The following is a 23,267-nucleotide window of genomic DNA, read 5'->3' as shown; positions in this document are numbered from 1 at the left end:
GTGGGCGCCTCACCTCGCTGTGGCGGGACCATTTCAACGTGCGAAACCGGGCCGCCTCGATCGGAAAGGCCAGCGATGACGACGGAAGATCAAATGAAGGTCCCTCTGAAGCACCGGACGCTGTCGGCTGCGATCGTCGACCAGCTCAGGCAGTCCATTCTCGACGGGACTTATCCGGCCGGCTCCCAACTGCGGCAGGATGCCCTGGGCGAGGCATACGGCGTCAGCCGCATTCCCGTGCGGGAAGCGCTGTTTCAGCTCGAGGCGGAGGGGCTGGTGCGCATCGTCCCGCAAAAAGGCGCGATCGTCTCGGAACTGTCGCTGGACGAAATCAACGATGTGTTCGATCTTCGCGGAATCATGGAGCCGCGGCTTTTGGCGCAGTCGGCGCCGCACTTTGCGGAACAAGACTTTGCCGCGCTGGACGACATCCAGAAACGCTTCGAGAAAGCGATCAAGGCACGCAATGTCAGCGAATGGGGGCAGCTCAACGCTGACTTCCATATGGCGCTATACGTTCACGCCCGGCAGCCGCGTACCAAGGCGATCGTCGTGGCGCTGTTGCAGACCAGCGACCGCTACACGCGTCTGCAGCTCTCCAATACCAAGGCGATGGGCACGGCCGAAAAGGAGCACGCTCACCTGATCGAGCTGTGCCGGGCGAAACAAATCGACCAGGCCTGTCGGTTTCTGGAGCAGCATATCGAGGCGGTGCGAACCGACCTGTTGCAGGTGTTGCGCGGCGGCTCGATCGCAGCTCGCGCGGGGCGTTGATCCGGAAGCGGACCATGCATCATGCGGGGACGTCGCTGGCGAGCTTCAGCAGATTAGCCGACATCGCCGACTTGGCGCTGTAGTCCTTCCAGGCGGTATCGCGCGCGATGTCGCGCCACTTGCTGACGGTCGCCACATCGAGCATGCTGACCTTGGCGCCGGCCTTCTCATAGACGTTGGCGACCTCGATATCGTCGTCCTGTGCGCCCTTGCGGCCGAACGCTTCCAGCTCGCTGCCGACCGCCAGGATGATGTCCTGTTGCTTCTTGGGCAATTTGTCGAAGATTGCCTTCGACATCATCAATGGCTCCAGCATGAACCAATAGGAGGCGCCGGCGCCCGAGGTCAGCGACTTCGCGACCTGCTCGAGGCGAAACGAGATCAGGCTGGTCGAGGAGGTGATGCCGGCGTCACAGGCGCCGGTCTGCATCGCGGCGTAGATTTCGTTCGACGGCATCGACAGCACAGCGGCTCCGGCTGTCTGCAGCACCATGTCCATTTCGCGCGAGCCGCCGCGCACTTTCAGGCCCTTGGCGTCTTCAGGCGCGACGATCGGTCGGGAGCGGCTGGCGACACCGCCGGCCTGCCAGACCCATGTGAGAAGGATAATGCCCCTTTCGGCGAGGAAGTCGGTCAGCGCCTTGCCGACCGGAGCCTTCTTCCAGCGCAGACCCTGGTCGTAGGTTGCGACCAGGCCCGGCATCAGGCCGATATTGGTCTCCGGCAGTTCGCCGCCGGCGTACGGCATCGGATAAAGGCTGATATCGAGCGCGCCCCTGCGCATTGCAGAGAATTGCGCGTTGGTATTGATCAGCGAGGAGTTCGGATAGACTTCGGCTGCGATCTCGCCGCCGCTGCGTTTGGCAACTTCGGCGGCGAAGATGCGGCACAGCCGGTCGCGGAAGTCGCCCTTGTCGATGGTGCCGCCCGGGAACTGATGCGAGATCTTCAGCGTGGTCGCCGCATGGACGGTACCGGTGCCGAAACGAAGCACGGCGGGCCCGGCGAGTGCAGATGCGATGACATGGCGGCGCGTGAGCATGGTTTCTCCCTGCAAAACGGTAGGCTCCGTCAACAAGTCCGGCACTCGCGGAACGCGTTAGCTGCCTTGAGTTTATCCGCTTCAACTAACCGTGAGAATTGCAGAACCTTGGGGCGTGGCCGGTAACAAAACCGGTCGCGCCATCGTCGTTGGGGAAGCGGCAGACGTCGCTTTCGAGAAGCCAACCCAAACCAAGGACGACCATCCCATGAGCACCACCACGACCCGTATCGGTCTCAGCCTTTCTGCCGCGCTTGTTTCGCTCGGCCTCGCGTTCGCGCCGGCCGCCTTCGCTCAGGACAAAATGGGCAAGGGCGACGGCATGAAGAAGGAGTCCATGTCCAAGGACGGCATGAAGAAAGAGGACGGTATGATGAAGAAGGAAGGCATGAAGCACGAAGGCATGAAAAAAGACGACGGCATGAAGAAGAACTGAGTCTTAGACCAAGTCATTCCGGTATGGTGCGCTAGCACCATACCTCAGATGCGCAATTGCGCATCTGGGAATCTCGAGATTCTCCGATGTGGCACATCGTAGTTCGATGCTTGCGCATCGCCCGGAATGACGGGCAGGGCTGCATCCATCGCTCGGCGGGTCGCGGCCAGCAGCCTGCCTACTTCTTCTTGCCCTTGGTCTTGCGCGCGGCGTAACGCGCGTCGCGCTTGGCCTTTTGCTCGGCCTCCAGCGCCGCCAGCCTGGCGGCCTCTTCTTCCTTCTCGCGGGCGATTCTGGCGGCCTCGGCCGCGGCGGCCTCGGCCTCGCGACGTTTCTGTTCGGCCTTTTCGGCTTCCTTGGCCTCTTTCGCCTTGGCGCGAGCGGCGGCGATGGCCTCGCGCTCGGCCTGACGGCGCTTCACCTCGGGATCGTCGGGTCCCGGCTGGGTGCGAAACTTGTTCACGATGTTTTGCCGCGCCTGTTGCGCAGCCTTCTGACGGTCCGCGAAGCTCGGTTCCTTGAATCCACTCATAAAAGAGGCCTTGTCGCTTTCACTCTTGGGGTTGGGGGCGCGCCACGGGCACGGAATGGCGCTTAGGTAAGTGAACCCGGCGCAAAATACCAGCGTCGAAATGGGGCGGCAGAGCAGGGGAGACTTGCGTGAGCCGCAAATGGCCCAAACTGAGCGCTGATGGGCGGAATTACGTCAGCTTGGCTGCTTACGAGATGGCAACGGCGACCGAAGCCCCAGGCCGGGCGCTGGCGATCCCTTCAATATGGTCTTCTCGCCTGTGCGCTGATCGGCGCGCTGGCGATGCTCGCGTCGGAGAAGTGATCGCTCTGCTGGATGTTATCGCGACGGGCGCCGGGTCCAAGGACGCGTGCAACCGTCATCGCGGTCATAGCAACGCGGTCCGCGATCCGCTGCGCCTCCAGCCTGTCGCGGGCCTTTTCCCTGATCATAATCTCGATCAGCTTGAGCCGTTTGGCCTCGTCGACCGCTTCCGCCAGCAATTGCTTGTAGCGATGGTAGTCGTAGCTCGTTTCCTGCTTGCCGGACTCCTGTTTGCCCGCTTCCTGCTCGTCCATCGCACGCCCCGCACACGCGCTCGCCCCAAGCAGGCAGTGTCGATCAAGCGTTGCGCGCGCGCAACGGATTCGCGCGAGTTATACCCATTTCCTCGGCCATCGGGCTTGCGCACAAACCCGTGTAGTGTGAAGTCGTTCACAGGCGTCGCGGCGGGGGGATCCTATGCTCCGGGCTTTCGAAACAGGAGCGACCGCCATGCCGCACAATTGGTGGACCCGCAAGAACGTCGTTCTCGCCGTCGCTATCGTCTCGCTGGTCTGCGCCATCGTTTTCTTTGCGCCCGGCCTGTCCAGGCCGGAGCCGGTCTTGAGCGCAGCGCTTGGTCCGGACTGGCAGTGCAGCCGGCTCGCGTTCGTTTTCACGACCTGCAGCCGGGTCAAGCATAGCCGATCCACGCCCGTTCGCCTCGCCAAAATCCCGGTGTGCGGGCGGTTGCGGACGTAATAGGATCAGGCTGGAAACGGAGCAGGCCGGAACTGGAGTTTTTCCATGCAAAAGCCGTGTCGCCTTGTGCTGGCCGTGTCGGCGGCGGCTCTCGTGCTCCTGCCGGCCGTCGCGCTGGCGCAGGGCGCGCCGGGTGGCAGCACCGCCGCAACGGCAACGTCGTCCCCCGCCGCGCCGGAAGCTGCCGCGGCCGAAAAGGAGAAGGCGGCGCCGAAGAAAAAGAAACCGGCCAAGATGACCCGGCAGCAGGAGATCGATCGTTCGATCGACCGCGGCACGGTGCCCGCCCGTTACCGGAGCTCGGTGCCGAAAGAGTATCACCAGTATATTCCGTTCGATAAGCGGTAGAGGCAGGCGACTGCCTGCGCTTGTCGTAGCCCGCCACAGAATTACGGGACTGCTTTGCAGAGCCTGTCATCGGGCGCGCATTCGCGCGGCCCGCAATGACGGACGGAATGCGGTGATTGCCAGCCCGGATATCGTTCGCGATCCGCGCTACCGCGTCTGCTGATCAATTTGTCACACAGAACCGCGCGGCGCGCGCTCACCGTACTCGTACGGATTGGCTGAGTATGTAACCGCGATCTATAACGCCGTCGCTTGCAGCGGGGGCAGGGCGTTCGTCCATCACGACGAGCGCTACCACTGGAGGCCACGAGGCCCGGACTCCTAGGCACTCCGGGCCTCGTCTACTCCTGACCGCGAGCACTCGAGCCGCCGCTTACCTCGCACAGTGGCTCACTGACGCATCCGGACCTCCTAACCCAGCAGCCGGTAGATGATGCTGGTCGACGCACCGGCCAGGCAGAACGCCAGCGCCATACACACCAGCGCCTCCTCGCGATTGAATTCGGGTGGTGGCGGACTCAAGGGGTCCTCGCGCTCGGCCGTTCATCCACAAGCTAGGAGAAAACGTGTCGAGGACGTTACGTTTCCTCACGTCAGGCTATTCACGTCCCGTTTGCGGTCGTTTCGGTTCCACGGCAGGCCCGGTGTTGATACGTGCGATTTGCGTCCCCTACAAAATCCTTACAATTCAACGGCTTTTTAAAGTTCCCTTAAGTCATGAATGAGTTCCTGTTCAAGCTGCATCGCCGCGCGGCCCGAATAGCCGGGTGCCGCTCCATCACTTACCCCAGGGAGACGAGCGCTCGGCTATAATGGGCACCCGTCCAGCAGTTCAGGCCGACACGCAGAATGCCGTCGGTGATGTGCGACTTGTAATGACTGGTCAGAGAGCCGCCGCTCAATCCCGTACAGGCGTGACGAATGCACGCGATAGGTCACCGAGATCGACGAAGATATTTGAGCTTGGCGGTCCAGTTGCCGCTGACGACGCCCTCGACGCCGGCTCGATCGTCCGCAAAGCAATCGGTCGGAAGCAGTTGCGATTAGGGAACCGTCAACGAGTGACGGTTAGCTTCAAACCGCTACGGGCTCTGCGTCTGAATCAATCAAAAGTTGCAAAGTTCCAAAAGCAAACTTGGTGCAGCTTCTTAGTGCACCTTCAAGTGGATTCCCTTATGGTTGCGTTGCGTCACTATGCCAAAGGGGCGGAACTTTTCTGCCCGAAGGAGGTTCTGAATCGGCCTTATTCTACTCATGTTTTGCAACCAACGATGACAACCATCGAATCATGATTGGGGACGGTCGTGAACCGGAAAGACTTCAAATCAATGTCCACGGATGAGCTGTGGGCACTCCACGAGGAAGTAGCCGCCAGGCTTGCAACGACTCTGCTTGCAGAGAAACGCCTCCTCGAAGATCGCCTGAAGCAACTCAAGGGCGTCGTCGAAGCTGAGCGCACGAAATCATCGACAGGGCGGCGTTCATATCCGACAGTCGTTCCGAAATTCCGGAATCCTGATCGGCCGTCCGAGACGTGGGCAGGCCGAGGCAAGACACCTCGCTGGCTCCTTGCAAAATTGAAGTCCGGCAAGCGGATCGATGACTTCCGAATTAGGAACATAGCATAGGCAGGCTACAGCCATTCGGCGGCGGCGCATTGCACCTCGATCAATCCAAGAGTTGGTTTCTTGAGGGCTGCGGACGTCGTTCCGATCTACGCGTCGCCTGCGAGCGAGTTCTCGTTAGATTTGGAAATGCCCGGCTTGAAGCCTCTTCATGCTCTCCGGCACCATCTGCGTGACGCCGACCTGGGCTTAGACGCCGGCGTCACGGTATCCCTTCAGCTTTGCTTTCTTTCAGCTTGCCTTGGCGCGGATCCTGAGGCTCCGCATCGAGCGTCGTTTCAATACTCGTCTCCAAGGCTCTGACAATTCCGATGCGCGCGAACAGCATGGGTCCACGATCTTCGGCGGCATCAATAAGCATCTGGATGGCAAGCCGCCATTCCTGACGGTCGCGTTCGGGCTGAGGAAGGGTCCTGATGTAGTCGGCGGCGTCTCGAAGGGTTTGCGCTGGCGGCCCCTTCGGGAGCGGCACAGGCTGAGCGAACGGACGATCCCAGGACATGTTCGAACTCCTGTCACAAACTCCAAACGACCCGAGCGCAAACGATATGCGATGGCGGCTCGCCCGTCATTAATTTGCGTGCCGGTAGTTTTCGTGCCGATGGAACCGCAGCAGGGGGTCGACGCGGAGCCCCGCCGTTAGTTTCATTCTCCAAGACTGTTTTGTAAGACTGTTTTGTCTCCAAGGAGGCTGTTTTGCCCGCTGCGGTCCTGCCGACCGGGTTTCCGGGCTTTGCAGGATGCGCATCGATGGCGGCTTCGAGCGAGTTGGCGCTTGAGCCGCCCGCGTCGGCGACTGCGAGATGGCGCCTGGTCCAGATCGATCAGTTTTGAAACGCAACGCCGACGAAATCGCCTTGCCGCCAGATCACGCGGCATTCGCGAACGTTGTGAAAATTATCGAAGGTCAACTCGAAATTCAGGGGCAGCAGGTTGAGGTCGTGGAGCTCAATTCCGGCCCCGGAATTCGTGACATCCTGAACGCGGCAGGTGAAGACCCCGCGCTGCGCGTCAAAGAACAGCAGCGCGTTTTTCGAAATCGTCGTCCTTGCGACAGATCGGCGTTCGAATTCCATTCTCGGCCACCAACGGTTCACGCCAGGCCCTGGCAAGCAGAGGCTACCGGATTGTCCTTGGGCGGCAATCAGGTTCGGTCCTTTTCGTAAACAATCAATTTTAATGATCGCATAAAGTCGCGATCTACCAGCGGAATTGTCGTGCGTCAGGACTGCTGCAGTTGCGACTTCAACACAGTGCCGGCTGTTCCTCTTGCGGAACTCGCTATCGGGCTTGATGCGTCGGCAAAAGCCATGCCCACTCTCATGTGCAGAGGGGAATCACATGAGCTTACGTTGGATTTGCGTGCTGGCGCTGTGTCTGGGAACACCAAGCGCCGGATTTGCGGGTGACCAGTCCGGCGTTTTGCGTCGAATTTCGTGCCCGGTCGTACGCTACTACGTGGCGAAATACAGTGCGCCCGCCGCAGAGCACTGGGCACGGAGCAAGGGCGCAAGCGACGCCGAGATCGCGGCAGCGCGGCGCTGCCTGCAGTCCGACACGACGCGAACGGCCAAGGCACCATCAAGGCCGCTGGCGCTCGGCACTTACGGCTGGTGAGAAGCGAGGCGGGGCGGCGAGGTGGGCAGCCACCCCGAAGCCATGCTGTCGTCGAAGCGAACCGATTCTCAATAGGTCTGGTACCGCTTCTGGCGCTTGCCGCGCCCGGCATTCGGCCCGCCGTAGTATGGGTTAACGACGCATTGCGCGAAGCGGCCCGATGCCGACGCCTGGCACTGCGCCATCGTTCGATAGTGGCACTCGAAATAGTAGTCCACGAAGCCTTGGTAGACTTGCAGGCAAACGGGGTACCTGGGATCGTAGGTCTGGGCGCGCGCAGGTGTGGGCAGGGCGATTATCGTGGCCAAAATCGTCAGAGCTAGTGCCGTGGCAGATACGTGCGGCAGTTTCATTCCGAGTCCTCCCAGACTTCCCCGCAGAATTGTCTGTGGTCCTCTCCCCACGACAGAACACCAGCGCTCCGAGCTTGTTCCAACGCGGGTAGCAAGTTGCAAGCAGCCCGCACGAGCCAAGAGGTCGCGCGAATGTGCGCGCGCCCGATGACAGGCTCTGCGACATGCGGGGCAGAAATTCCAGCTTTCGCGGAGCCTATTATCAGGCGCGCATTGGCGCGACGGTTGCCTCAACGTCTGCCCTGCCGTTCAGACTTCCCAGTCCTGGAATCCGTACTCGCGATAGATGACGGCGCGATCGGCATGGGGGTTCAGCCGGCACTTGGCCTGGGCGAGATGCAGGTTGATGGTCCCAGGCTGGCAATTGGCCGCCAAGATTTTGCGGATGTCGTCCATCTGCTGGCGCGACTGCTGGGTCGGCTCGAGCTGCTCAAGCGCGACCAGCGCCGTCGCCAGCGCTTCCGTGACGACCCACTCGTCGTGGCCGGTGATTCCTTTTTTTGGCATGACGTCCGCATCCTTTGTCAGGGCAACGGAAGCAGTCCCAGGTTGGCATCGTAAGCCGCGAATCCAACCGAGACGAGAATGAAGTCGAAATTGCGGAAAAGCCCGAAATGGTAGTGGCGATCCCAGCAGGATTCGAACCTGCAACCCACGGAGTAGAAATCCGTTACTCTATCCAGTTGAGCTATGGGACCGTCCGGGCGGTATCCGCCTTGAGCCTTTCTAGCACTGCCAATATGAAAAATCCGCCTTCCCGCCAAGACGGTCGAACCGATTTCCTCAAGTTCGCGACAAAGGCAGACGGCGGGCTATCTCATATGGTCCGCCCCTGACACAATATACCTGATACCTGCTCACCGGCCGTCCGCCGCCGGGGCGGGTGGGACCGTTTGGACTGCCAACGCCATGCATGCGACCCTTTCGCAAGCCTTTGCCGCCGCCATCAGTCCGTCACCTTTTCGCGCATTTTTCGACGTTTCGCGGCTGATGTCCGCGGCAAGGAGCCCATCATGATCGGTTTGGTTCGCGCCACAGTGATTTGCGCCACGCTGGCGCTTGGCCTGACGACGGCGGGGGCCGCGGACAAGGCGTTCAAGCGCGACGAACTGGCCGATTCCGCCGTGAAGCTGGCGGCCCAGATCAAGAGCGAGGCGGGGCCGGTGGCGAAATCCTCCGCGACGCTGCGCAATGACGCCGACGCCGCCTTCAAGCGTTCTGACTTCCGCGTGGGTCTGCAGATCCTCGGCCAGATCGCTGCCACCTCGCCGGAAGACAGCGCCAACTGGCTGCGGCTTGCCAAGACCATCTTCCAGATCCGCGCCGCCAGTTCCAGCGAACAGACCTTCCTCTATGAGCGCGCCTCGACCGCGGCCTACATCGCCTATCAGCGCGCCGGCAACCAGGCCGAGGAGGCCGATGCGCTGGCCGTGCTCGGCCGTGCGATGTCCGAGCGCAAGCTGTGGCGCCCGGCGCTGGATGCGTTGCGGCTGTCGCTCGACATGCGGGAGGTCGCCGAGGTTCGCGGCCAGTATGAGAAGATGCGCGACCAGCACGGCTTCCGGCTGCTCGACTATACCGTGGATTCCGACGGCGCCTCGCCGCGGGCCTGTTTCCAGTTCTCCGAAGACCTCGCCAAGCGGGTCGATTTCGCGCCGTTTGTGGCGCTGGCCGGCACCGACAAGCCGGCGCTGACCAGTGAGGGCAAGCAGCTCTGCGTCGACGGGCTGAAGCATGGCGAGCGCTACAACATCAACTTGCGCGCCGGCCTGCCGTCCACGGTGAAGGAGAGTCTGCCCAAATCGGCCGAATTCAACATCTACGTCCGCGACCGCAAGCCGTTCGTGCGCTTTACCGGCCGCGCCTATGTGCTGCCGCGCACCGGCCAGCGCGGCATTCCGCTGGTCAGCGTCAATACGCCTTCGGTGAACGTCAACGTGTTCCGGATCGGCGACCGCAACCTGATCAACACCGTGGTCGACAGCGACTTCCAGAAGACGCTTTCCAGCTACCAGCTCTCCGAGCTCGGCAATGAGCGCGGCGTCAAGGTCTGGTCCGGCGAGCTCGCCACCTCCTCCACGCTGAACCAGGACGTGGTGACGGCTTTCCCGGTCGACCAGGCGCTCGGCGATTTGCAACCCGGCGTGTATGTGATGACGGCGGCGGCCAAGGGCCCTGGCAGCGGCGGCGACGATGACGGCTCGCTGGCGACGCAATGGTTCATCGTCTCCGACATGGGGCTAACAGCGTTTTCCGGCAATGACGGCATCCATGTCTTCGTCAATTCGCTGGCTTCGACCGAAGCCGTATCGAAGGCCGAGGTGCGCCTGGTCGCGCGCAACAACGAGATCCTGGCCACGCGCAAAACCGACGACGCCGGCCACGTGCTGTTCGAGGCAGGGCTTGCGCGCGGCGAGGGCGGGCTCTCGCCGGCGTTGCTGACTGTCATGAGCGAGAAGGCGGACTACGCTTTCCTGAGCCTGAAGACCAATGCCTTCGACCTCACCGACCGCGGCGTGTCAGGACGGATCGTGCCTCCTGGCGCCGACGCCTTCGTCTATGCCGAGCGCGGCGTCTACCGGTCGAACGAGACCGTCTATTTGACCGCTCTGCTGCGCGACGGGCAGGGTAACGCCATGACAGGCGGGCCGCTGACGCTGGTGATCGAGCGGCCCGACGGCGTCGAATTCCGCCGCGCCCAGCTCCCCGACCAGGGTGCGGGCGGCCGCTCTCTTGTCCTGCCGCTCAATTCTGCGGTCCCGACCGGGACCTGGCGGGTGCGCGCCTTTACCGATCCCAAGGGCGCGTCTGTGGGCGAGACCACCTTCATGGTCGAGGACTACATCCCCGAACGGATCGAATTCGATGTCTCCGCCAGGGAGAAGGTGATCAAGGCTGAGACTCCGGTAGAACTTAAGGTCGCCGGCAAATTCCTCTACGGCGCGCCCGCCTCGGGCCTGCAGCTCGAAGGCGACATGCTGGTCGCCCCCGCAGCCTCCGGTCGGCCGGGCTATCCCGGCTATCAGTTTGGCGTAGCGGACGAGGAAACCGCCTCCAACGAGCGGACCCCGATCGAGAACCTGCCTGAGGCCGACGCCAATGGCGTGGCGACTTTCCCGGTGTCGCTGGCGAAGGCGCCGACATCGACCCAGCCGCAGGAGGCGCAGATCTTCATCCGCATGGTGGAGACCGGCGGACGCGCGGTCGAGCGCAAGCTGGTGCTCCCCGTGGCGCCGACCGCGGCCCTGATCGGCATCAAGCCGCTGTTCGGCGACAAGAGCGTCGCCGAGGGCGACAAGGCCGAATTCGACGTCGTGTTCGTCAGCCCGGACGGCAAGCAATTGGCTCGCGACGGCCTGCGCTACGAACTGCTCAAGATGGAGTCGCGCTATCAGTGGTATCGCCAGAACTCGTCCTGGGAATATGAGCCGGTCAAATCCACCAAACGCGTTGCCGATGGCGACCTGACACTGCCATCAGACAAGGCGGCGCGGGTGTCGCTAGCGCCCGAGCCCGGCCGCTATCGCCTGGACGTCAAATCGAACGAGGCGGATGGCCCGGTCACCTCGGTGCAGTTCGACGTCGGCTGGTATTCCGACGGCAGCGCCGATACGCCTGATTTGCTGGAGACCTCGATCGACAAGCCGGAATACGCCTCCGGCGCCACCATGGTGGTGTCGGTCAATGCCCGCACCGCAGGTAAGCTGACCGTCAACGTGCTCGGCGACCGCCTGCTGACCACGCAAACCGTCGACGTCAAGGAAGGTACCCAGCAGGTCAAATTGACGGTCGGCAAGGATTGGGGCACCGGCGCCTATGTGCTGGCGACGCTGCGGCGACCGCTGGACGCGGCGGGGTTGCGGATGCCTGGACGGGCGATCGGCCTGAAGTGGTTTGGCATCGACAAGAAGGCCCGCACGCTGCAGGTCGCACTGTCGCCGCCGCCGCTGGTTCGGCCCGGCACCAGCTTAAAGATTCCCGTCAAACTGGGCGGCCTGAATCCGGGCGAGGACGCCAAGGTCGTGGTTGCCGCCGTCGATGTCGGCATTCTCAACCTGACCAATTACAAGCCGCCGGCACCCGATGACTATTATCTCGGCCAGCGCCGCCTGACGGCCGAAATCCGCGACCTCTATGGCCAGTTGATCGACGGCATGCAGGGCACGCGCGGCCAGATCAGGACCGGTGGCGATTCCGCCGGCGCCGAGCTGCAGGGCTCGCCGCCCACGCAAAAACCGCTGGCGCTCTATTCCGGCATCGTCACGGTCGGTGCCGACGGCATAGCCGAAATCAGTTTCGACATTCCGGAATTCGCCGGCACCGCGCGGGTAATGGCGGTGGCGTGGAATGCGACCAAGCTCGGCCGTGCCACCATCGATGTCACGGTGCGCGATCCGGTGGTGCTGACGGCGACGCTGCCGCGCTTCCTGCTCAATGGCGACAAGGGCACGATGAGCTTCGACCTCGACAATGTCGAGGGTGCTCCCGGTGACTACAGCATTAGTGTGAAGGCGTCGGGACCCGTTAAGGTGACGGGTAATCCGACCACGACGGTCAAACTCGCGGCCAAGCAGCGGACCTCGATGTCGCTCGCGCTCGACGCCGGCGGCGCGGGAACCGCCAATCTCGACGTCGACATCAAGGGCCCGAACGGCCTGACGCTGGCGCGGCATTACGCGCTAGATGTCAAGGCGGCGACGCAGGTGCTGGCGCGGCGCTCGATCCGGACGCTGGCCAAAGGCGAAAGCCTGACACTGACCCCGGACATGTTCTCCGACCTCGTGTCCGGCACTGGCAGCGTGTCGTTGTCGGTCAGCCTGTCCACCGCACTCGATGCGGCGACCATTTTGAAGGCGCTGGATCGTTATCCGCACGGCTGCTCCGAGCAGATCACCAGCCGCGCGATGCCGCTGCTCTATGTCAATGATCTCGCTGCCGGCGCGCATCTGGCGATGGATACCGCCGTCGATCAGCGCATCAAGGATGCCATCGAGCGGCTGTTGGCCCGTCAGGGCTCGAATGGTTCGTTCGGTCTGTGGTCGGCCGGCGGCGAAGACGCATGGCTAGATGCCTATGTGACGGACTTCCTGACGCGGGCCCGCGAAAAGGGCTTTGCGGTGCCGGATGTGCTGTTCAAGAACGCGCTCGACCGGATCAGGAACTCCGTGGTCAATGCCAACGAGCCGGAAAAGGACGGCGGCCGCGATCTGGCCTACGGCCTCTACGTGCTCGCCCGCAACGGCGCAGCGCCGATCGGCGATCTCCGCTATCTCGCCGACACCAAGCTGAGCAATCTCGCGACGCCAATTGCGAAATCGCAGCTCGCGGCGGCGCTGGCGCTGGTCGGCGACAAGACCCGGGCGGAGCGGGTCTATGCGGCAGCACTCGATGCGCTGGCGCCAAAACCGGTGCTCGAGTTCGGCCGCGTCGATTACGGTTCGGCGCTGCGCGATGCGGCAGCGCTGGTCTCGCTCGCCAGCGAAGGCAACGCGCCGCGGGCGACACTGACACAGGCCGTCCAGCGGGTCGAAGCGGCGCGGGGGCTTACGCCCTACACGTCCACGCAGGAGAATGCGTGGATGGTGCTGGCCGCGCGAGCGCTGTCGAAGGAAACGCTGGCGCTTGATATCGACGGATCGCCGGTCAAGGCCGCCGTCTTTCGCAGCTACAAGGCTGACGCGGTGGCCGGCAAGCCGGTCAAGATCACCAATACCGGCGATGCGCCGGTGCAGGCGGTGGTCTCGGTTTCGGGTTCGCCGGTTACGCCGGAGCCCGCGGCGTCCAACGGCTTCAAGATCGAGCGCAACTATTTCACGCTCGACGGCAAGCCCGCCGACGTCACCAAGGCCAAGCAGAACGATCGCTTCGCAGTGGTGCTGAAGATCACCGAGGCCAAGCCGGAACATGGGCACATCATGGTGGCCGACTATCTGCCGGCCGGCCTCGAGATCGACAACCCGCGGCTGGTGTCATCCGGTGACTCCGGCACGCTGGACTGGATCGAGGACGGGGAGGAGCCGGAGCATACCGAGTTCCGCGACGACCGCTTCACCGCGGCGATCGACCGCGCCAGCGACGACCAGTCGGTGTTCACGGTGGCCTACATCGTGCGCGCGGTCTCGCCCGGCAAATACGTGCTGCCACAGGCCTATGTCGAGGACATGTACAACCCCTCGCGCTACGGCCGCACCGGCACCGGATCGGTTGAGGTGCGTCCGGCGAAATGAGCGAGGATCCGCGCCAGCAACAGCCGCCGTCATGGTCGGGCAGAAGGCGCGAAGCGCCGTCTTCGCGCCAGATGTCCCGGCCATCCACGTCCTTTGCTTCGGCACAGGAAGACGTGGATGCCCGGGACCCGTCTACGCCAAGGCTTCGCCGAGCGCGCAAGCCCGGGCATGACGGTGGTGGTCGTGGTCAGTGGCGCTTTTTCCGAATCGCGGTGTCTCTCGCCTTCGCCCTCATCGTAGTCACCACCGCCTTCTCAGCGTGGGTCTTCTCACTCGGGCCGTTGCCGCTGGAAGAGGCGCGCAAAGCCTCCACCACCATCATCGACCGCAACGGCAAGCTATTGCGCGCCTATGCAATGGCTGACGGTCGCTGGCGGCTGACGGTCGATGCAAAGACCGCGGTCGATCCCGGCTATCTGAAGGTGCTACTCGCGTATGAAGACCGCCGGTTCTGGTCGCATGGCGGCGTCGATCCCTTGGCGCTGGGGCGGGCGGCGCTGCAGCTCGTCACGCGCGGCCACATCGTTTCCGGCGGCTCGACGATTACGATGCAGCTGGCGCGGCTGATGGAGCCCCGGCGCGAGCGCTCGGTTTATGCAAAGTTGCGCCAGATGGTGCGCGCGGTTCAGCTCGAACGTCAATTGAGCAAGGACGAAATTCTCGATCTCTATCTGGCGCTGGCGCCGTTCGGCGGCAATCTCGAAGGCATCCGCGCCGCTTCCATCGCCTATTTCGGCAAGGAGCCAAAGCGGCTCTCGCTCGCGGAAGCCGCACTGCTGGTCGCGCTGCCGCAATCGCCGGAACGCCGCCGGCTCGACCGTCATCCGGAACCCGCCCACGCCGCGCGGGACCGCGTGCTGGCGCGGATGGTCGAGGATGGCGTCGTTTCGCAAGAGGACGCGGCGCAGGCCAAGGCAGTGGCGGTGCCGCGGCTGCGCAAGCCGATGCCGATCCTGGCGCCGCATTCCTCCGATGCCGCGATGGCGACGGTGAAGGATACGCCGCTGATCAAGCTCACGCTGGATTCCAGCCTGCAAAAAACGCTGGAAGCCTTGGCGCGCGACCGTGCCGTGGCGCAGGGGCCGAATATTTCAGTCGCCATCATCGCGGTCGACAATGAAACGGGCGACGTGCTGGCCCGCGTCGGCTCATCGGATTATTTCGACGAACGCCGCGCCGGGCAGGTCGACATGACACGCGCGGTGCGCTCGCCGGGATCGACGCTGAAACCGTTCATCTACGGCCTCGCTTTCGAGGATGGCGTTGTGCATCCCGAGAGCCTGATCGACGATCGTCCGACCCGCTTCGGCTCCTATGCGCCGGAAAATTTCGACATGACGTTCCAGGGCACGGTGCCAGTGCGCAAGGCGCTGCAACTGTCGCTGAACGTGCCGGCAATCGCGCTGCTCGACCGCGTCGGCTCCAGCCGGCTATCGTCACGGCTGAAGCAGGCCGGCAGCAATCTCGTGCTGCCGAAGGACGAGACGCCGGGCCTGGCGATGGGTCTGGGCGGCGTCGGCGTCACCTTGCAGGATCTGGCGCAGCTCTATGCCGGATTGGCGCGGTTGGGCGCGGCACGGCCATTGCGCGAGATCATGCTCACCAAGGACGAGCGCGAGCCGCTGCGGCTGATGGACCAGGCAGCCGCCTGGCAGGTCGGCAACGTGCTGCTCGGAACGCCGCCGCCGGAGAACGGCGCGCACAACAGAATCGCGTTCAAGACCGGCACCAGCTACGGCTATCGCGATGCGTGGTCGGTCGGCTTCGACGGCCGCATTACCATCGGCGTGTGGGTCGGGCGTCCCGACGGTGCGCCGGTGCCGGGCCTGGTCGGCCGCACCACCGCCGCGCCGATCCTGTTCGACGCCTTTGCGCGCACCGGAAAAATCCCGGCGGCGCTGCCGAAGTCGCCGAAGGGGGTACTGATCGCCAGCAACGCCAAACTTCCACTACCGCTGCGGCGCTTCCGTCCGGTCGGCGAATTGATTCGAACCGGCAGCGATTCTGCGCCGCGCATCCAGTTTCCCCTGAACGGCTCGCGCATCGACGTTGACCGTTCGGGTGGTGGGCAGGCCGCCGCGATGCCGGTCAAGGTTGCCGGCGGCGTGCTGCCGCTCACCGTCATGATGAACGGCGCCTCGGTCGGCGAGATCGATAGTCGGCGCCAGCGCCTGGTCGACCCGCCGGGACCGGGGTTTGCACGGCTGACGGTGATAGATGCGACCGGCGCGGCCGATACCGTGGTCATCCGGGTACAGTAAGGAAAAACGCTCTGTTGACCGCGACTTAGGGGTTTTGCGGTGTTGTTTGCAGTGCAGTTTCATCGTATGCGAACAGCATGGTGGAAACCTTGCACCCCCCACGCTTTGGAGCGGGCCAACAGCCTGTAAAACCTGCGCATTCCGGCCGCAGGCTGGCCGTTGTGTTCGACTTCGCCACCGCGAACCATTTTCGCGCCGTCGTGTTCCTGGTGCTCTGCGGCATCGTGCTTTTCCTGCCCGGATTCTTCAACATTCCACCGATCGACCGCGACGAGGCGCGCTTTGCGCAGGCGACCAAGCAGATGGTCGAAAGCGGCGATTTCGTCGACATCCGCTTCCAGGATGACGTCCGCTACAAGAAGCCGGTCGGCATCTATTGGCTACAGGCGGCCGTGGTCGAAACCGCCTCATCGCTCGGCCTGCCGCGCGCGCAATTGCGCATCTGGCTTTACCGGATTCCCTCCCTGATCGGAGCTATCGGCGCGGTTCTCCTGACCTACTGGGCGGCGCTCGCCTTTGTCACGCGGCGCGGGGCCGCGCTGGCGGCACTGATGATGTGCAGTTCCGTCCTGCTCGGCGCCGAAGCCCGGCTGGCCAAAACGGATGCGATGCTGCTGTTGACCGTTGTCGCTGCGATGGGGGCAATGGCGCGGGTGTATCTGTCCTGGCAGCGTGGCGAGGATCCGGCGCGTCCGCCCTGGGCGCCGCCGGCGATCTTCTGGACGGCGCTGGCCGGCGGCATCCTGCTCAAAGGACCGCTGATCCTGATGTTCATCGGGCTGACCATCCTGGCGCTCGCGATCCTCGACCGCTCGGCGGCATGGCTTTGGCGGCTGCGCCCGGTCTGGGGGCTGATGTGGACGCTGGTGCTGGTATTGCCATGGTTCGTTGCGATCTTCTGGCGCGCGGGCGAGGCCTTCTTCTCCAATTCGCTCGGCGGCGACATGCTGAGCAAGCTCGGCGCGCAGGAATCCCACGGCGCGCCGCCTGGCCTCTATCTGCTGCTGTTCTGGGTCACGTTCTGGCCGGGCGCGGCGCTGGCGGGAATGGCGGCGCCAGCGGTATGGCGCGCGCGGCGCGAGCCTGGCGCGCAATATCTTTTGGCGTGGCTGGTTCCGTCATGGATCGCGTTCGAACTGGTGCTGACCAAGCTGCCGCATTACGTGCTGCCGCTCTATCCGGCGATTGCGATTCTCACCGCCGGCGCGCTGGAGCGCCGCGTGCTGTCGCGGTCCTGGCTGATGCGCGGTGCGGCCTGGTGGTTTGTCATTCCGGCCGGGGCGTCCGTGATCGCGGTCATCGGCGCCATCAAGCTGACGCATTACCCGGCATTTCCGGCCTGGCCCTTTCTGGCGGCGGCGATGATCTTCGGCCTGATCGCGTGGTGGATGTTCGAGGACAGCCGCGCCGAGCGCTCGCTGTTGAATGCCGTGGTCGCGGCGATGTTTCTGGCGGTCGGAATCTACGGCATTGTCATGCCGTCGCTGACTGCCATGTTTCCAAGCGCCGAGATCGCGCGGGCGCTTCGCAACGTGGTCTGCGTCGGGCCAAAGGCGGCTGCTGCGGGCTTTCACGAGCCGAGCCTCGTATTCATGACCGGCACCGGCACGCTGCTGACCGACGGATCGGGCGCGGCCGATTTCCTCGGGCAGGGCAGTTGTCGCTTCGCGCTGGTTGAATCGCGCACGGAGCGCGCCTTCGTGCAGCGCGCTGAAGCGATCGGGCTGCGCTACAATGTAGCGAAGCGGATCGAGGGCTATAACATTTCGCAGGGCAAGGCGATCTCGATCGCCATCTTCCGCTCGGAAGGCACGGAGTAAGATGGCTGCGAGCCCTGCTGTCGACGATTCCAAAAGCTATCTTGCGCGTTTCGCCATGCTGGCGTGGTTGTCATTGGCGCAGCTCGTGCGGTCGCCGTCGCATTCGCGGCGGGCGGAAGCCGCTCGCCGCGCGGCGCGGCACGTCTTGTGGCTGTCGGCAGGTTTCGGCGCCGCGATCATCGTGCTGATGTACGCGATCGACGCGTGGGAAATCGCCCAGATGCCAAAGCGCGGTACGCCCTCGCTGTGGTGGGTCCGCATTCTCACCGACTTCGGCAAGGACGAATATGTGTTGGCGGTGCTGGGAGGATTGCTGATCGCGGTCGCGATTGCCGCACCGGCCCTGCATGGCATCAGGCGCTCATTGCTGCTCGGTATCGGAACGCGGCTGCAGTTCATATTCTGCGCCGTTGCCGTGTCCAGTCTGGTCACCGAAGTGCTTAAATTTAGCATCGGGCGCGGACGGCCATTTGTCGGCGGCGAGCCCAATGCTTTCAACTTTTCGCACTTCGCAGGCAATCCGGCCTATTACAGCTTTCCTTCCGGCCACGCCACGACCGCCTTTGCGCTCGCGTTCGCCGTGTCAGTCGTTTGGCCCAAGGCTCGCCTTGCCATGGCCGTCTACGCGCTGATTATTGCGGCGACCCGCCTGGTGCTGCTGGCCCATCATCCGAGCGACGTCGTGGCCGGCGCCCTGGTCGGCATCATCGGCGCAATGTTCGTGCGATACTGGTTTGCGGCCCGCCGGCTCGGATTTGCGATCCAGCGCGACGGCAGCATCGTGTCCCTTGTCGGACCCTCGTCCGGGCGCCTCAAAAGGGTTGCCCGGGGCGCTTTCGCCCCATAAAAGCGGACGCCGCCAGACGGCCCGATACGCCCGGTTCCGGGTCCTTCCAAACCAACCAGACGAGTGCCGATTTGATACCTGCCGACAGAGATGCGGTCGCCGTTTCAATCGTTGTGCCGGTGCGCAACGAGGCGGACAACGTCGCGCCGCTGATTGCAGAAATCGTCAGCGCGCTCGGCAGCCGCTGGGCCTACGAGATCATCTATGTCAATGACGGTTCGACCGATGCGACCGCCGAGCGGCTGGCGGCGATGAGGAAACAGTATCCGCAGCTTCGGCACCTGAAGCACGCCGCGTCTTCCGGGCAATCGGCAGCGGTACGCAGCGGCGTGCGGGCCGCCCGCGGCGCCATCGTGGCGACTCTCGACGGCGACGGACAAAACAATCCGGTGTTCCTGCCGGATCTGATCGCGGCCGTCGAAAAAGGCGGCGGCCGCGTCGGCCTCGCGGCCGGTCAGCGGGTCGGGCGCAAGGACACCGGCTTCAAGAAACTGCAGTCGCGGATCGCCAACGGCGTGCGCAATGCGATCCTGCGCGACGGTACCCGCGACACCGGCTGCGGGCTGAAGGCGTTCCCACGCGAGGTGTTCCTCTCGATGCCCTATTTCGACGGGCTGCATCGGTTCCTGCCGGCGCTGGTACGCCGCGAAGGTTTCGACATCGCTTACGTCGACGTGATCGACCGCCCGCGCCATTCCGGCGTGTCCAATTACGGCTTCTTTGACCGGTTATGGATCGGGATCATGGATCTCGCCGGAGTGTGGTGGTTGATCCGACGCAAGAAGTCGACGCCCGTTGCGATCGAGGTTCGCTGATGCTGATTCAATACGGCCAGGCGCTCGGCGACTATCTCTACGACGTCTTCGTCGCCAAGTTCGATTTCTGGCTGGCGTTCGGGCTGATCGCACAATTGCTGTTCACCGCGCGTTTCCTGGTGCAGTGGATCTCGAGCGAGCGGGCGGGACAGAGCGTGGTGCCGATGGCGTTCTGGTTCTTCTCGATGGGAGGCGGCATGATGACGCTGATCTACGGCATCGCCAAGCGCGAGCCCGTGATCATCATCGGCCAGTCGCTGGCCACGATCATCTACATCAGAAACATCATGCTGATCGTGAAGAACCGTGCCACCGCCTCGAAGACGCTCGATCGCTGACGGTCATCGGCTCGGCGCCACCGTGGGCAGTGCGGGCAATTCGCTTTCGGTGCTGCGATAGGCGGCGAGTTCGCCGGCGGCATCGAGCACGGGGTAGGCGACCGAGCAGATGTGCGAGTGAATGCGCCGGAGGTCGCGCAACACGTCGAGATGAAGCGAGGTGGTCTCGATGGTTTCGGGCCGGCCTTCACGCAGGCGGTCGAGGTGCCGCTCGGTGGCAGCGAGCTCGGCATTGCGCAGTGCGGCCTTCTCGGCCAGCAATTTTCGCGCTTCGTTGAGGTCACCCGACATGAAGACCCCGAACGCGATCCGGAGCGAATCCATCGTGCGCTTGTGGAAAGCCGAAAGCTCCTCCGCACCCTCGGCCGAGAACTGGAAGCGGCGCTTGATCTTCTTGGTTGCCAGTTCGCTCAAATTCTTGTCGATGATGTCGCCGATATGCTCGAGGTTGATGGCGAAGGAGACGATCTCCATCGCCCGGTGTCCCTCGCGCTCGTCGAGACTGCCGCGGGTGAGTTTCGTGACATAGAGCTTGATTGCCTCGTCGAGGCTGTCGACGCTGTTGTCCATCCGCGAGACTTCGTCAACCAGCGCGCGGTCGTTGGTCATCATCGCCGCCATCACCTTGCGCAGCATGATCTCGACCTGATCGCCCATACGCAGGGTCTCGCGGGCGGCATCCGCCAGCGCGAGGGAAGGGGTCTCAAGTGCGCTCTCGTCGAGATAGCGAGGACCTTTCGGGTCGGCCTCCTTGACGCGCTCGGGCAGCAATCTCTTCAACAGCCGCGCCATGCCGTCGAGCAGGCCAATGAACAGAGCTGCGGTCGCAACGTTGAAGGCGATGTGGAACAGAGCGGTTGCCTTGGCTACATCCGGTTGCCACGCAATCAGAAGCTCGGCGATCGGTTGCAGGAACGGCGCCACCAGCAGGACGCCGACAAGCCGGTTGACGAGGTTGCCGAGCGGAAGCCGATAGCTCGCGGGATTGCCGCGGCGCGCACCCTCGAGGATCGGATTGATGGCGCTGCCGAGATTGGCGCCGAGCACGAGCGCCAGCGCCGCATAGGGGGTGATGAAATGCGCATAGGCCAGCGACATCACCAGCAGCACGCTGGCAACAGAGGAATGCACAAGCCAGGTCACGAGCGCAGCGAACAGGATGCAGAGCACGGGATCGCCGGTGATAGCGTTCATGAATACGCGCACGCCCGGCGCGTTCTCCGCCGGCGCCAGCGTGTTGAGCAGGATGTGCAGCGCCAGCAGCATCAGGCCGAGCCCGATGAATACGCGGCCGATGTCCTTGATGCGCGAGCGCGGCCCGGTGCGGAAGGCGACCAGGCCAATTAGGAACAGCACGGGCGAGACGGCGGCGATGTTGAACGACAGGATCTGCACGATCAGCGTGGTGCCGACATTGGCGCCGAGCATGATGGCGAGTGCAGGCACCAGGCTGACGAGCCCGTCCGACGTAAACGAACTCGTGATCAGCGCCGTCGCGGTGCTGCTTTGCAGCAGCGCGGTCAGACCGAGGCCGGCAGCGAAGGAAGAGAAGCGGTTGCTCAGGGCCTTTGCCAGCAACTGGCGCAGGTTCGGCCCGAACGCGCGCAGGATCCCGCTGTGGACCATGTGCAGGCCCCACAGCAGCAATGCCACGCCGCCCATCAGGTCGAGAAGGACGAGGCTTCCCATGCGCGTCAGTTTCCGCCAAATCAAGTCGAGGGGTCAGGCTATCGCCTAACGAGGGGCGATCAACCCTTTAATTCGCCGAAAACGGGCGAGCTCGAGCGTGGCCTGCCGGTGTTCGAAGGTGTTGCCGGCTCCGGGTTCGGTAAACGGAATTCGAACGTAACCGTTACATTGCGAGCCGTCGCGCTAGGTCAATTCCAACAATTCTTCGGTAAAAGCTGAGGGCACCTTCGGGTGAATCACTCCAGCAGGGCCAGGGTAGACATGTTAGCGAATCGCCGCAGAAGCGAACGACGTGCGTGCAGAAACTTTGCGAAAATACAGTTTGCGACCGGCGGATTGCCGCGCGACTGCATGATTACAGACATGTCGGATGGCGGCGTGAAGATCATAGCCGAATATCCCGAAATTCCTCCCGAGTTCACGGTGATCTTTTCGGAGGGAAGGCCGCGTCAGTGCAAGCTGGCTTGGCGGATCGGCTGCGAACTCGGCGCGCAATTCCTCGACTAGGCCGCCCAGCAGCGGCGGCACGGCCGGTTCGGGGCAGGGCGCCATGCCGCGGCTGGCCACGAGGACCCGCGAAGGTCGCCAACTACCGTAAAGGCGGGCGAGCTTAACCTGAATTTAGGGTTAAGCTGTGAACACTTCTGGACAGGTGCCGCAGTGAGTCCCGCTAGATGTTCCAGAAGTTATCCCACCCGCCCCGCGTCGCGCGGCTTGTTGCGTGCACATCGGCCCTGATTCTGGCGATGGGGCTTGGCGGCTGCCAGACCTCGGGACTAGCAGACGTTACCGGTTCGATCGACGAGAAGGCCGACACCGGCCGCGCCACTGATCCGCGCCGCGATGTCCAACTTCACCAGGAACGCTATCGCGCCAATCCGAAGGATGCCGACGCGGCGCTGAAATACGGTAGGGCGCTTCGCGCGGCGGGGCAGCGGCCGCAGGCGGTTGCGGTGCTTGAACAGGCCTCCATCGCCCATCCGGGCAATAAGCTGCTGCTCGCAGCCTACGGCCGCGCGCTGGCGGATAACGGCAATTTCCAGCAGGCCTTCGACGTGCTCGGCCGCGCCCACAGCCCCGATGATCCCGATTGGCGGCTGCTGTCGGCGCAGGGAGCAACACTGGATCAACTCGGCCGATACGAGGAGGCGCGGCAATACTATGCGAGCGCGCTGAAAATCGTGCCCGACCATCCGTCGGTGCTGTCCAATCTCGGACTGTCCTATGTGCTTTCGAAGGATCTGCCCAGGGCGGAGGAGACGCTGCGCCGCGCCCACAGCCTGGCCGGAACCGATCCGCGCGTGCGCGCCAATCTTGCACTGGCGGTCGGCCTGCAGGGCCATTTTGCCGAGGCAGAAAAGATCGTGAAGGCCGACCTGCCACCCGCCGAGGCGGCAGCCAACGTCGCGCAATTGAAGCGGATGCTGGCGCGAAAGGACAAGGAGAACGCGCGGGCCGAGGTCGACAAGATGCCGATCGCCGCGGCCCGACGCGCCGACTAGGCTTAATCCACTTCGCTCGACAATGCGATCAGCGTCAGC

21 protein-coding genes, 1 tRNA gene and 1 pseudogene are annotated in these 23,267 nt (G+C 63.6%); 15 read left to right on the top strand and 8 right to left on the bottom strand.

Annotated elements, in window-relative coordinates; genetic code table 11:
- Positions 1-93 precede the first annotated feature (93 nt).
- Positions 94-774 (top strand): GntR family transcriptional regulator, encoded by a 681-nt coding sequence (locus tag IVA95_RS06940; RefSeq protein ID WP_247509830.1) that lies wholly within the window; start codon positions 94-96, stop codon positions 772-774.
- A gap of 19 nt (positions 775-793) precedes the next feature.
- On the opposite strand, the gene dctP is transcribed toward IVA95_RS06940, so the two are convergent.
- The gene (dctP, locus tag IVA95_RS06935) at positions 794-1,816 is read right to left on the bottom strand and encodes a TRAP transporter substrate-binding protein DctP (protein ID WP_247509829.1); all 1,023 of its coding nucleotides are present in this window, start codon (positions 1,814-1,816) and stop codon (positions 794-796) included.
- 208 nt (positions 1,817-2,024) lie between these two features.
- On the opposite strand from dctP, the gene IVA95_RS06930 reads away from it, so the two are divergent.
- Positions 2,025-2,252, top strand: a complete 228-nt coding sequence (locus tag IVA95_RS06930; protein WP_247509870.1) for a pentapeptide MXKDX repeat protein — start codon at positions 2,025-2,027, stop codon at positions 2,250-2,252.
- Positions 2,253-2,430: 178 nt separating this feature from the next.
- Here the strand turns inward: IVA95_RS06930 and IVA95_RS06925 are convergent, their stop codons facing one another.
- Both IVA95_RS06925 and IVA95_RS06920 read right to left on the bottom strand, forming a co-directional pair.
- Positions 2,431-2,784 carry a DUF6481 family protein gene (locus IVA95_RS06925; protein WP_247509828.1) on the bottom strand — a complete coding sequence of 118 codons (354 nt, stop codon included), beginning with the start codon at positions 2,782-2,784 and terminating at the stop codon, positions 2,431-2,433.
- 341 nt (positions 2,785-3,125) lie between these two features.
- Positions 3,126-3,341: pseudogene (locus tag IVA95_RS06920) on the bottom strand (hypothetical protein); the annotation flags it as partial.
- 196 nt (positions 3,342-3,537) lie between these two features.
- On the opposite strand from IVA95_RS06920, the gene IVA95_RS06915 reads away from it, so the two are divergent.
- From IVA95_RS06915 to IVA95_RS06905, 3 genes are all read left to right on the top strand, one after another.
- Positions 3,538-3,786, top strand: coding sequence for a hypothetical protein (locus tag IVA95_RS06915; RefSeq protein WP_213247216.1), 249 nt, complete (start codon positions 3,538-3,540; stop codon positions 3,784-3,786).
- A 45-nt stretch (positions 3,787-3,831) separates the two neighbouring features.
- Complete coding sequence (locus IVA95_RS06910; RefSeq protein WP_247509827.1) at positions 3,832-4,134, top strand: hypothetical protein; 303 nt, start codon at positions 3,832-3,834, stop codon at positions 4,132-4,134.
- A gap of 1,328 nt (positions 4,135-5,462) precedes the next feature.
- Entirely contained in the window at positions 5,463-5,762 is a 300-nt protein-coding gene (locus IVA95_RS06905; protein ID WP_213247746.1) for an H-NS histone family protein, read from the top strand.
- 199 nt (positions 5,763-5,961) lie between these two features.
- Here the strand turns inward: IVA95_RS06905 and IVA95_RS06900 are convergent, their stop codons facing one another.
- The gene (locus tag IVA95_RS06900) at positions 5,962-6,261 is read right to left on the bottom strand and encodes a hypothetical protein (protein ID WP_247509826.1); all 300 of its coding nucleotides are present in this window, start codon (positions 6,259-6,261) and stop codon (positions 5,962-5,964) included.
- Between the two features lie 328 nt (positions 6,262-6,589).
- On the opposite strand from IVA95_RS06900, the gene IVA95_RS06895 reads away from it, so the two are divergent.
- Together IVA95_RS06895 and IVA95_RS06890 are read left to right on the top strand one after the other, a co-directional pair.
- Positions 6,590-6,925, top strand: a complete 336-nt coding sequence (locus IVA95_RS06895; protein WP_213247210.1) for a hypothetical protein — start codon at positions 6,590-6,592, stop codon at positions 6,923-6,925.
- 175 nt (positions 6,926-7,100) lie between these two features.
- Positions 7,101-7,376, top strand: a complete 276-nt coding sequence (locus IVA95_RS06890) for a hypothetical protein (RefSeq protein ID WP_213247208.1) — start codon at positions 7,101-7,103, stop codon at positions 7,374-7,376.
- Between the two features lie 68 nt (positions 7,377-7,444).
- Here IVA95_RS06890 and IVA95_RS06885 read toward each other — a convergent pair whose 3' ends face one another.
- The 3 genes from IVA95_RS06885 to IVA95_RS06875 all read right to left on the bottom strand — a co-directional run bounded on the left by IVA95_RS06885 (position 7,445) and on the right by IVA95_RS06875 (position 8,427).
- The gene (locus IVA95_RS06885; RefSeq protein WP_247509825.1) at positions 7,445-7,729 is read right to left on the bottom strand and encodes a DUF3551 domain-containing protein; all 285 of its coding nucleotides are present in this window, start codon (positions 7,727-7,729) and stop codon (positions 7,445-7,447) included.
- A 249-nt stretch (positions 7,730-7,978) separates the two neighbouring features.
- Positions 7,979-8,236 (bottom strand): hypothetical protein, encoded by a 258-nt coding sequence (locus IVA95_RS06880; RefSeq protein WP_065729471.1) that lies wholly within the window; start codon positions 8,234-8,236, stop codon positions 7,979-7,981.
- 114 nt (positions 8,237-8,350) lie between these two features.
- Positions 8,351-8,427, bottom strand: a tRNA-Arg gene (locus IVA95_RS06875).
- Positions 8,428-8,742: 315 nt separating this feature from the next.
- Between IVA95_RS06875 and IVA95_RS06870 the strand changes: the two genes are divergently transcribed.
- The 6 genes from IVA95_RS06870 (at position 8,743) to IVA95_RS06845 (ending at position 20,037) form a co-directional block, all read left to right on the top strand.
- Positions 8,743-13,956, top strand: a complete 5,214-nt coding sequence (locus tag IVA95_RS06870) for an alpha-2-macroglobulin (RefSeq protein WP_247509824.1) — start codon at positions 8,743-8,745, stop codon at positions 13,954-13,956.
- A 71-nt stretch (positions 13,957-14,027) separates the two neighbouring features.
- Positions 14,028-16,217 (top strand): penicillin-binding protein 1C, encoded by a 2,190-nt coding sequence (gene pbpC, locus IVA95_RS06865; protein WP_247509869.1) that lies wholly within the window; start codon positions 14,028-14,030, stop codon positions 16,215-16,217.
- Positions 16,218-16,294: 77 nt separating this feature from the next.
- Positions 16,295-18,037, top strand: coding sequence for a glycosyltransferase family 39 protein (locus IVA95_RS06860; protein ID WP_247509823.1), 1,743 nt, complete (start codon positions 16,295-16,297; stop codon positions 18,035-18,037).
- A 1-nt stretch (position 18,038) separates the two neighbouring features.
- A complete protein-coding gene (locus IVA95_RS06855) occupies positions 18,039-18,884 on the top strand; it encodes a phosphatase PAP2 family protein (protein ID WP_247509822.1) in 846 nt (281 codons plus the stop codon).
- Between the two features lie 74 nt (positions 18,885-18,958).
- Entirely contained in the window at positions 18,959-19,699 is a 741-nt protein-coding gene (locus tag IVA95_RS06850) for a glycosyltransferase family 2 protein (protein ID WP_247509868.1), read from the top strand.
- The gene (locus IVA95_RS06845) at positions 19,699-20,037 is read left to right on the top strand and encodes a lipid-A-disaccharide synthase N-terminal domain-containing protein (protein WP_213247201.1); all 339 of its coding nucleotides are present in this window, start codon (positions 19,699-19,701) and stop codon (positions 20,035-20,037) included. The genes IVA95_RS06850 and IVA95_RS06845 overlap by 1 nt, the downstream gene beginning before the upstream one ends.
- 3 nt (positions 20,038-20,040) lie before the next feature.
- Here the strand turns inward: IVA95_RS06845 and IVA95_RS06840 are convergent, their stop codons facing one another.
- Entirely contained in the window at positions 20,041-21,726 is a 1,686-nt protein-coding gene (locus tag IVA95_RS06840) for a Na/Pi cotransporter family protein (protein WP_247509821.1), read from the bottom strand.
- A gap of 261 nt (positions 21,727-21,987) precedes the next feature.
- Between IVA95_RS06840 and IVA95_RS38980 the strand changes: the two genes are divergently transcribed.
- Together IVA95_RS38980 and IVA95_RS06835 are read left to right on the top strand one after the other, a co-directional pair.
- Positions 21,988-22,233, top strand: coding sequence for a PilZ domain-containing protein (locus IVA95_RS38980; RefSeq protein ID WP_028346170.1), 246 nt, complete (start codon positions 21,988-21,990; stop codon positions 22,231-22,233).
- Positions 22,234-22,400: 167 nt separating this feature from the next.
- A complete protein-coding gene (locus IVA95_RS06835; protein ID WP_247509820.1) occupies positions 22,401-23,228 on the top strand; it encodes a tetratricopeptide repeat protein in 828 nt (275 codons plus the stop codon).
- Positions 23,229-23,267 lie beyond the last annotated feature (39 nt).

Source organism: Bradyrhizobium sp. 157, from assembly GCF_023073815.1.
Classification (GTDB): domain Bacteria; phylum Pseudomonadota; class Alphaproteobacteria; order Rhizobiales; family Xanthobacteraceae; genus Bradyrhizobium.
Note: the sequence above shows the minus strand (reverse complement) of the source record. Positions and strands in the feature narration are given on the sequence as shown.

Coding starts and splice junctions, on each gene's coding strand:
- IVA95_RS06915 (WP_213247216.1), top strand. CDS start 3,538: ATGCCGCACAATTGGTGGACCCGCAAGAACGTCGTTCTCGCCGTCGCT.
- IVA95_RS06860 (WP_247509823.1), top strand. CDS start 16,295: ATGGTGGAAACCTTGCACCCCCCACGCTTTGGAGCGGGCCAACAGCCT.
- IVA95_RS06835 (WP_247509820.1), top strand. CDS start 22,401: ATGTTCCAGAAGTTATCCCACCCGCCCCGCGTCGCGCGGCTTGTTGCG.
- IVA95_RS06890 (WP_213247208.1), top strand. CDS start 7,101: ATGAGCTTACGTTGGATTTGCGTGCTGGCGCTGTGTCTGGGAACACCA.
- IVA95_RS06885 (WP_247509825.1), bottom strand. CDS start 7,729: ATGAAACTGCCGCACGTATCTGCCACGGCACTAGCTCTGACGATTTTG.
- IVA95_RS38980 (WP_028346170.1), top strand. CDS start 21,988: ATGTTAGCGAATCGCCGCAGAAGCGAACGACGTGCGTGCAGAAACTTT.
- IVA95_RS06840 (WP_247509821.1), bottom strand. CDS start 21,726: ATGGGAAGCCTCGTCCTTCTCGACCTGATGGGCGGCGTGGCATTGCTG.
- IVA95_RS06880 (WP_065729471.1), bottom strand. CDS start 8,236: ATGCCAAAAAAAGGAATCACCGGCCACGACGAGTGGGTCGTCACGGAA.
- IVA95_RS06910 (WP_247509827.1), top strand. CDS start 3,832: ATGCAAAAGCCGTGTCGCCTTGTGCTGGCCGTGTCGGCGGCGGCTCTC.
- dctP (WP_247509829.1), bottom strand. CDS start 1,816: ATGCTCACGCGCCGCCATGTCATCGCATCTGCACTCGCCGGGCCCGCC.
- IVA95_RS06900 (WP_247509826.1), bottom strand. CDS start 6,261: ATGTCCTGGGATCGTCCGTTCGCTCAGCCTGTGCCGCTCCCGAAGGGG.
- IVA95_RS06855 (WP_247509822.1), top strand. CDS start 18,039: ATGGCTGCGAGCCCTGCTGTCGACGATTCCAAAAGCTATCTTGCGCGT.
- IVA95_RS06870 (WP_247509824.1), top strand. CDS start 8,743: ATGATCGGTTTGGTTCGCGCCACAGTGATTTGCGCCACGCTGGCGCTT.
- IVA95_RS06845 (WP_213247201.1), top strand. CDS start 19,699: ATGCTGATTCAATACGGCCAGGCGCTCGGCGACTATCTCTACGACGTC.
- IVA95_RS06905 (WP_213247746.1), top strand. CDS start 5,463: ATGTCCACGGATGAGCTGTGGGCACTCCACGAGGAAGTAGCCGCCAGG.
- pbpC (WP_247509869.1), top strand. CDS start 14,028: ATGTCCCGGCCATCCACGTCCTTTGCTTCGGCACAGGAAGACGTGGAT.
- IVA95_RS06925 (WP_247509828.1), bottom strand. CDS start 2,784: ATGAGTGGATTCAAGGAACCGAGCTTCGCGGACCGTCAGAAGGCTGCG.
- IVA95_RS06930 (WP_247509870.1), top strand. CDS start 2,025: ATGAGCACCACCACGACCCGTATCGGTCTCAGCCTTTCTGCCGCGCTT.
- IVA95_RS06940 (WP_247509830.1), top strand. CDS start 94: ATGAAGGTCCCTCTGAAGCACCGGACGCTGTCGGCTGCGATCGTCGAC.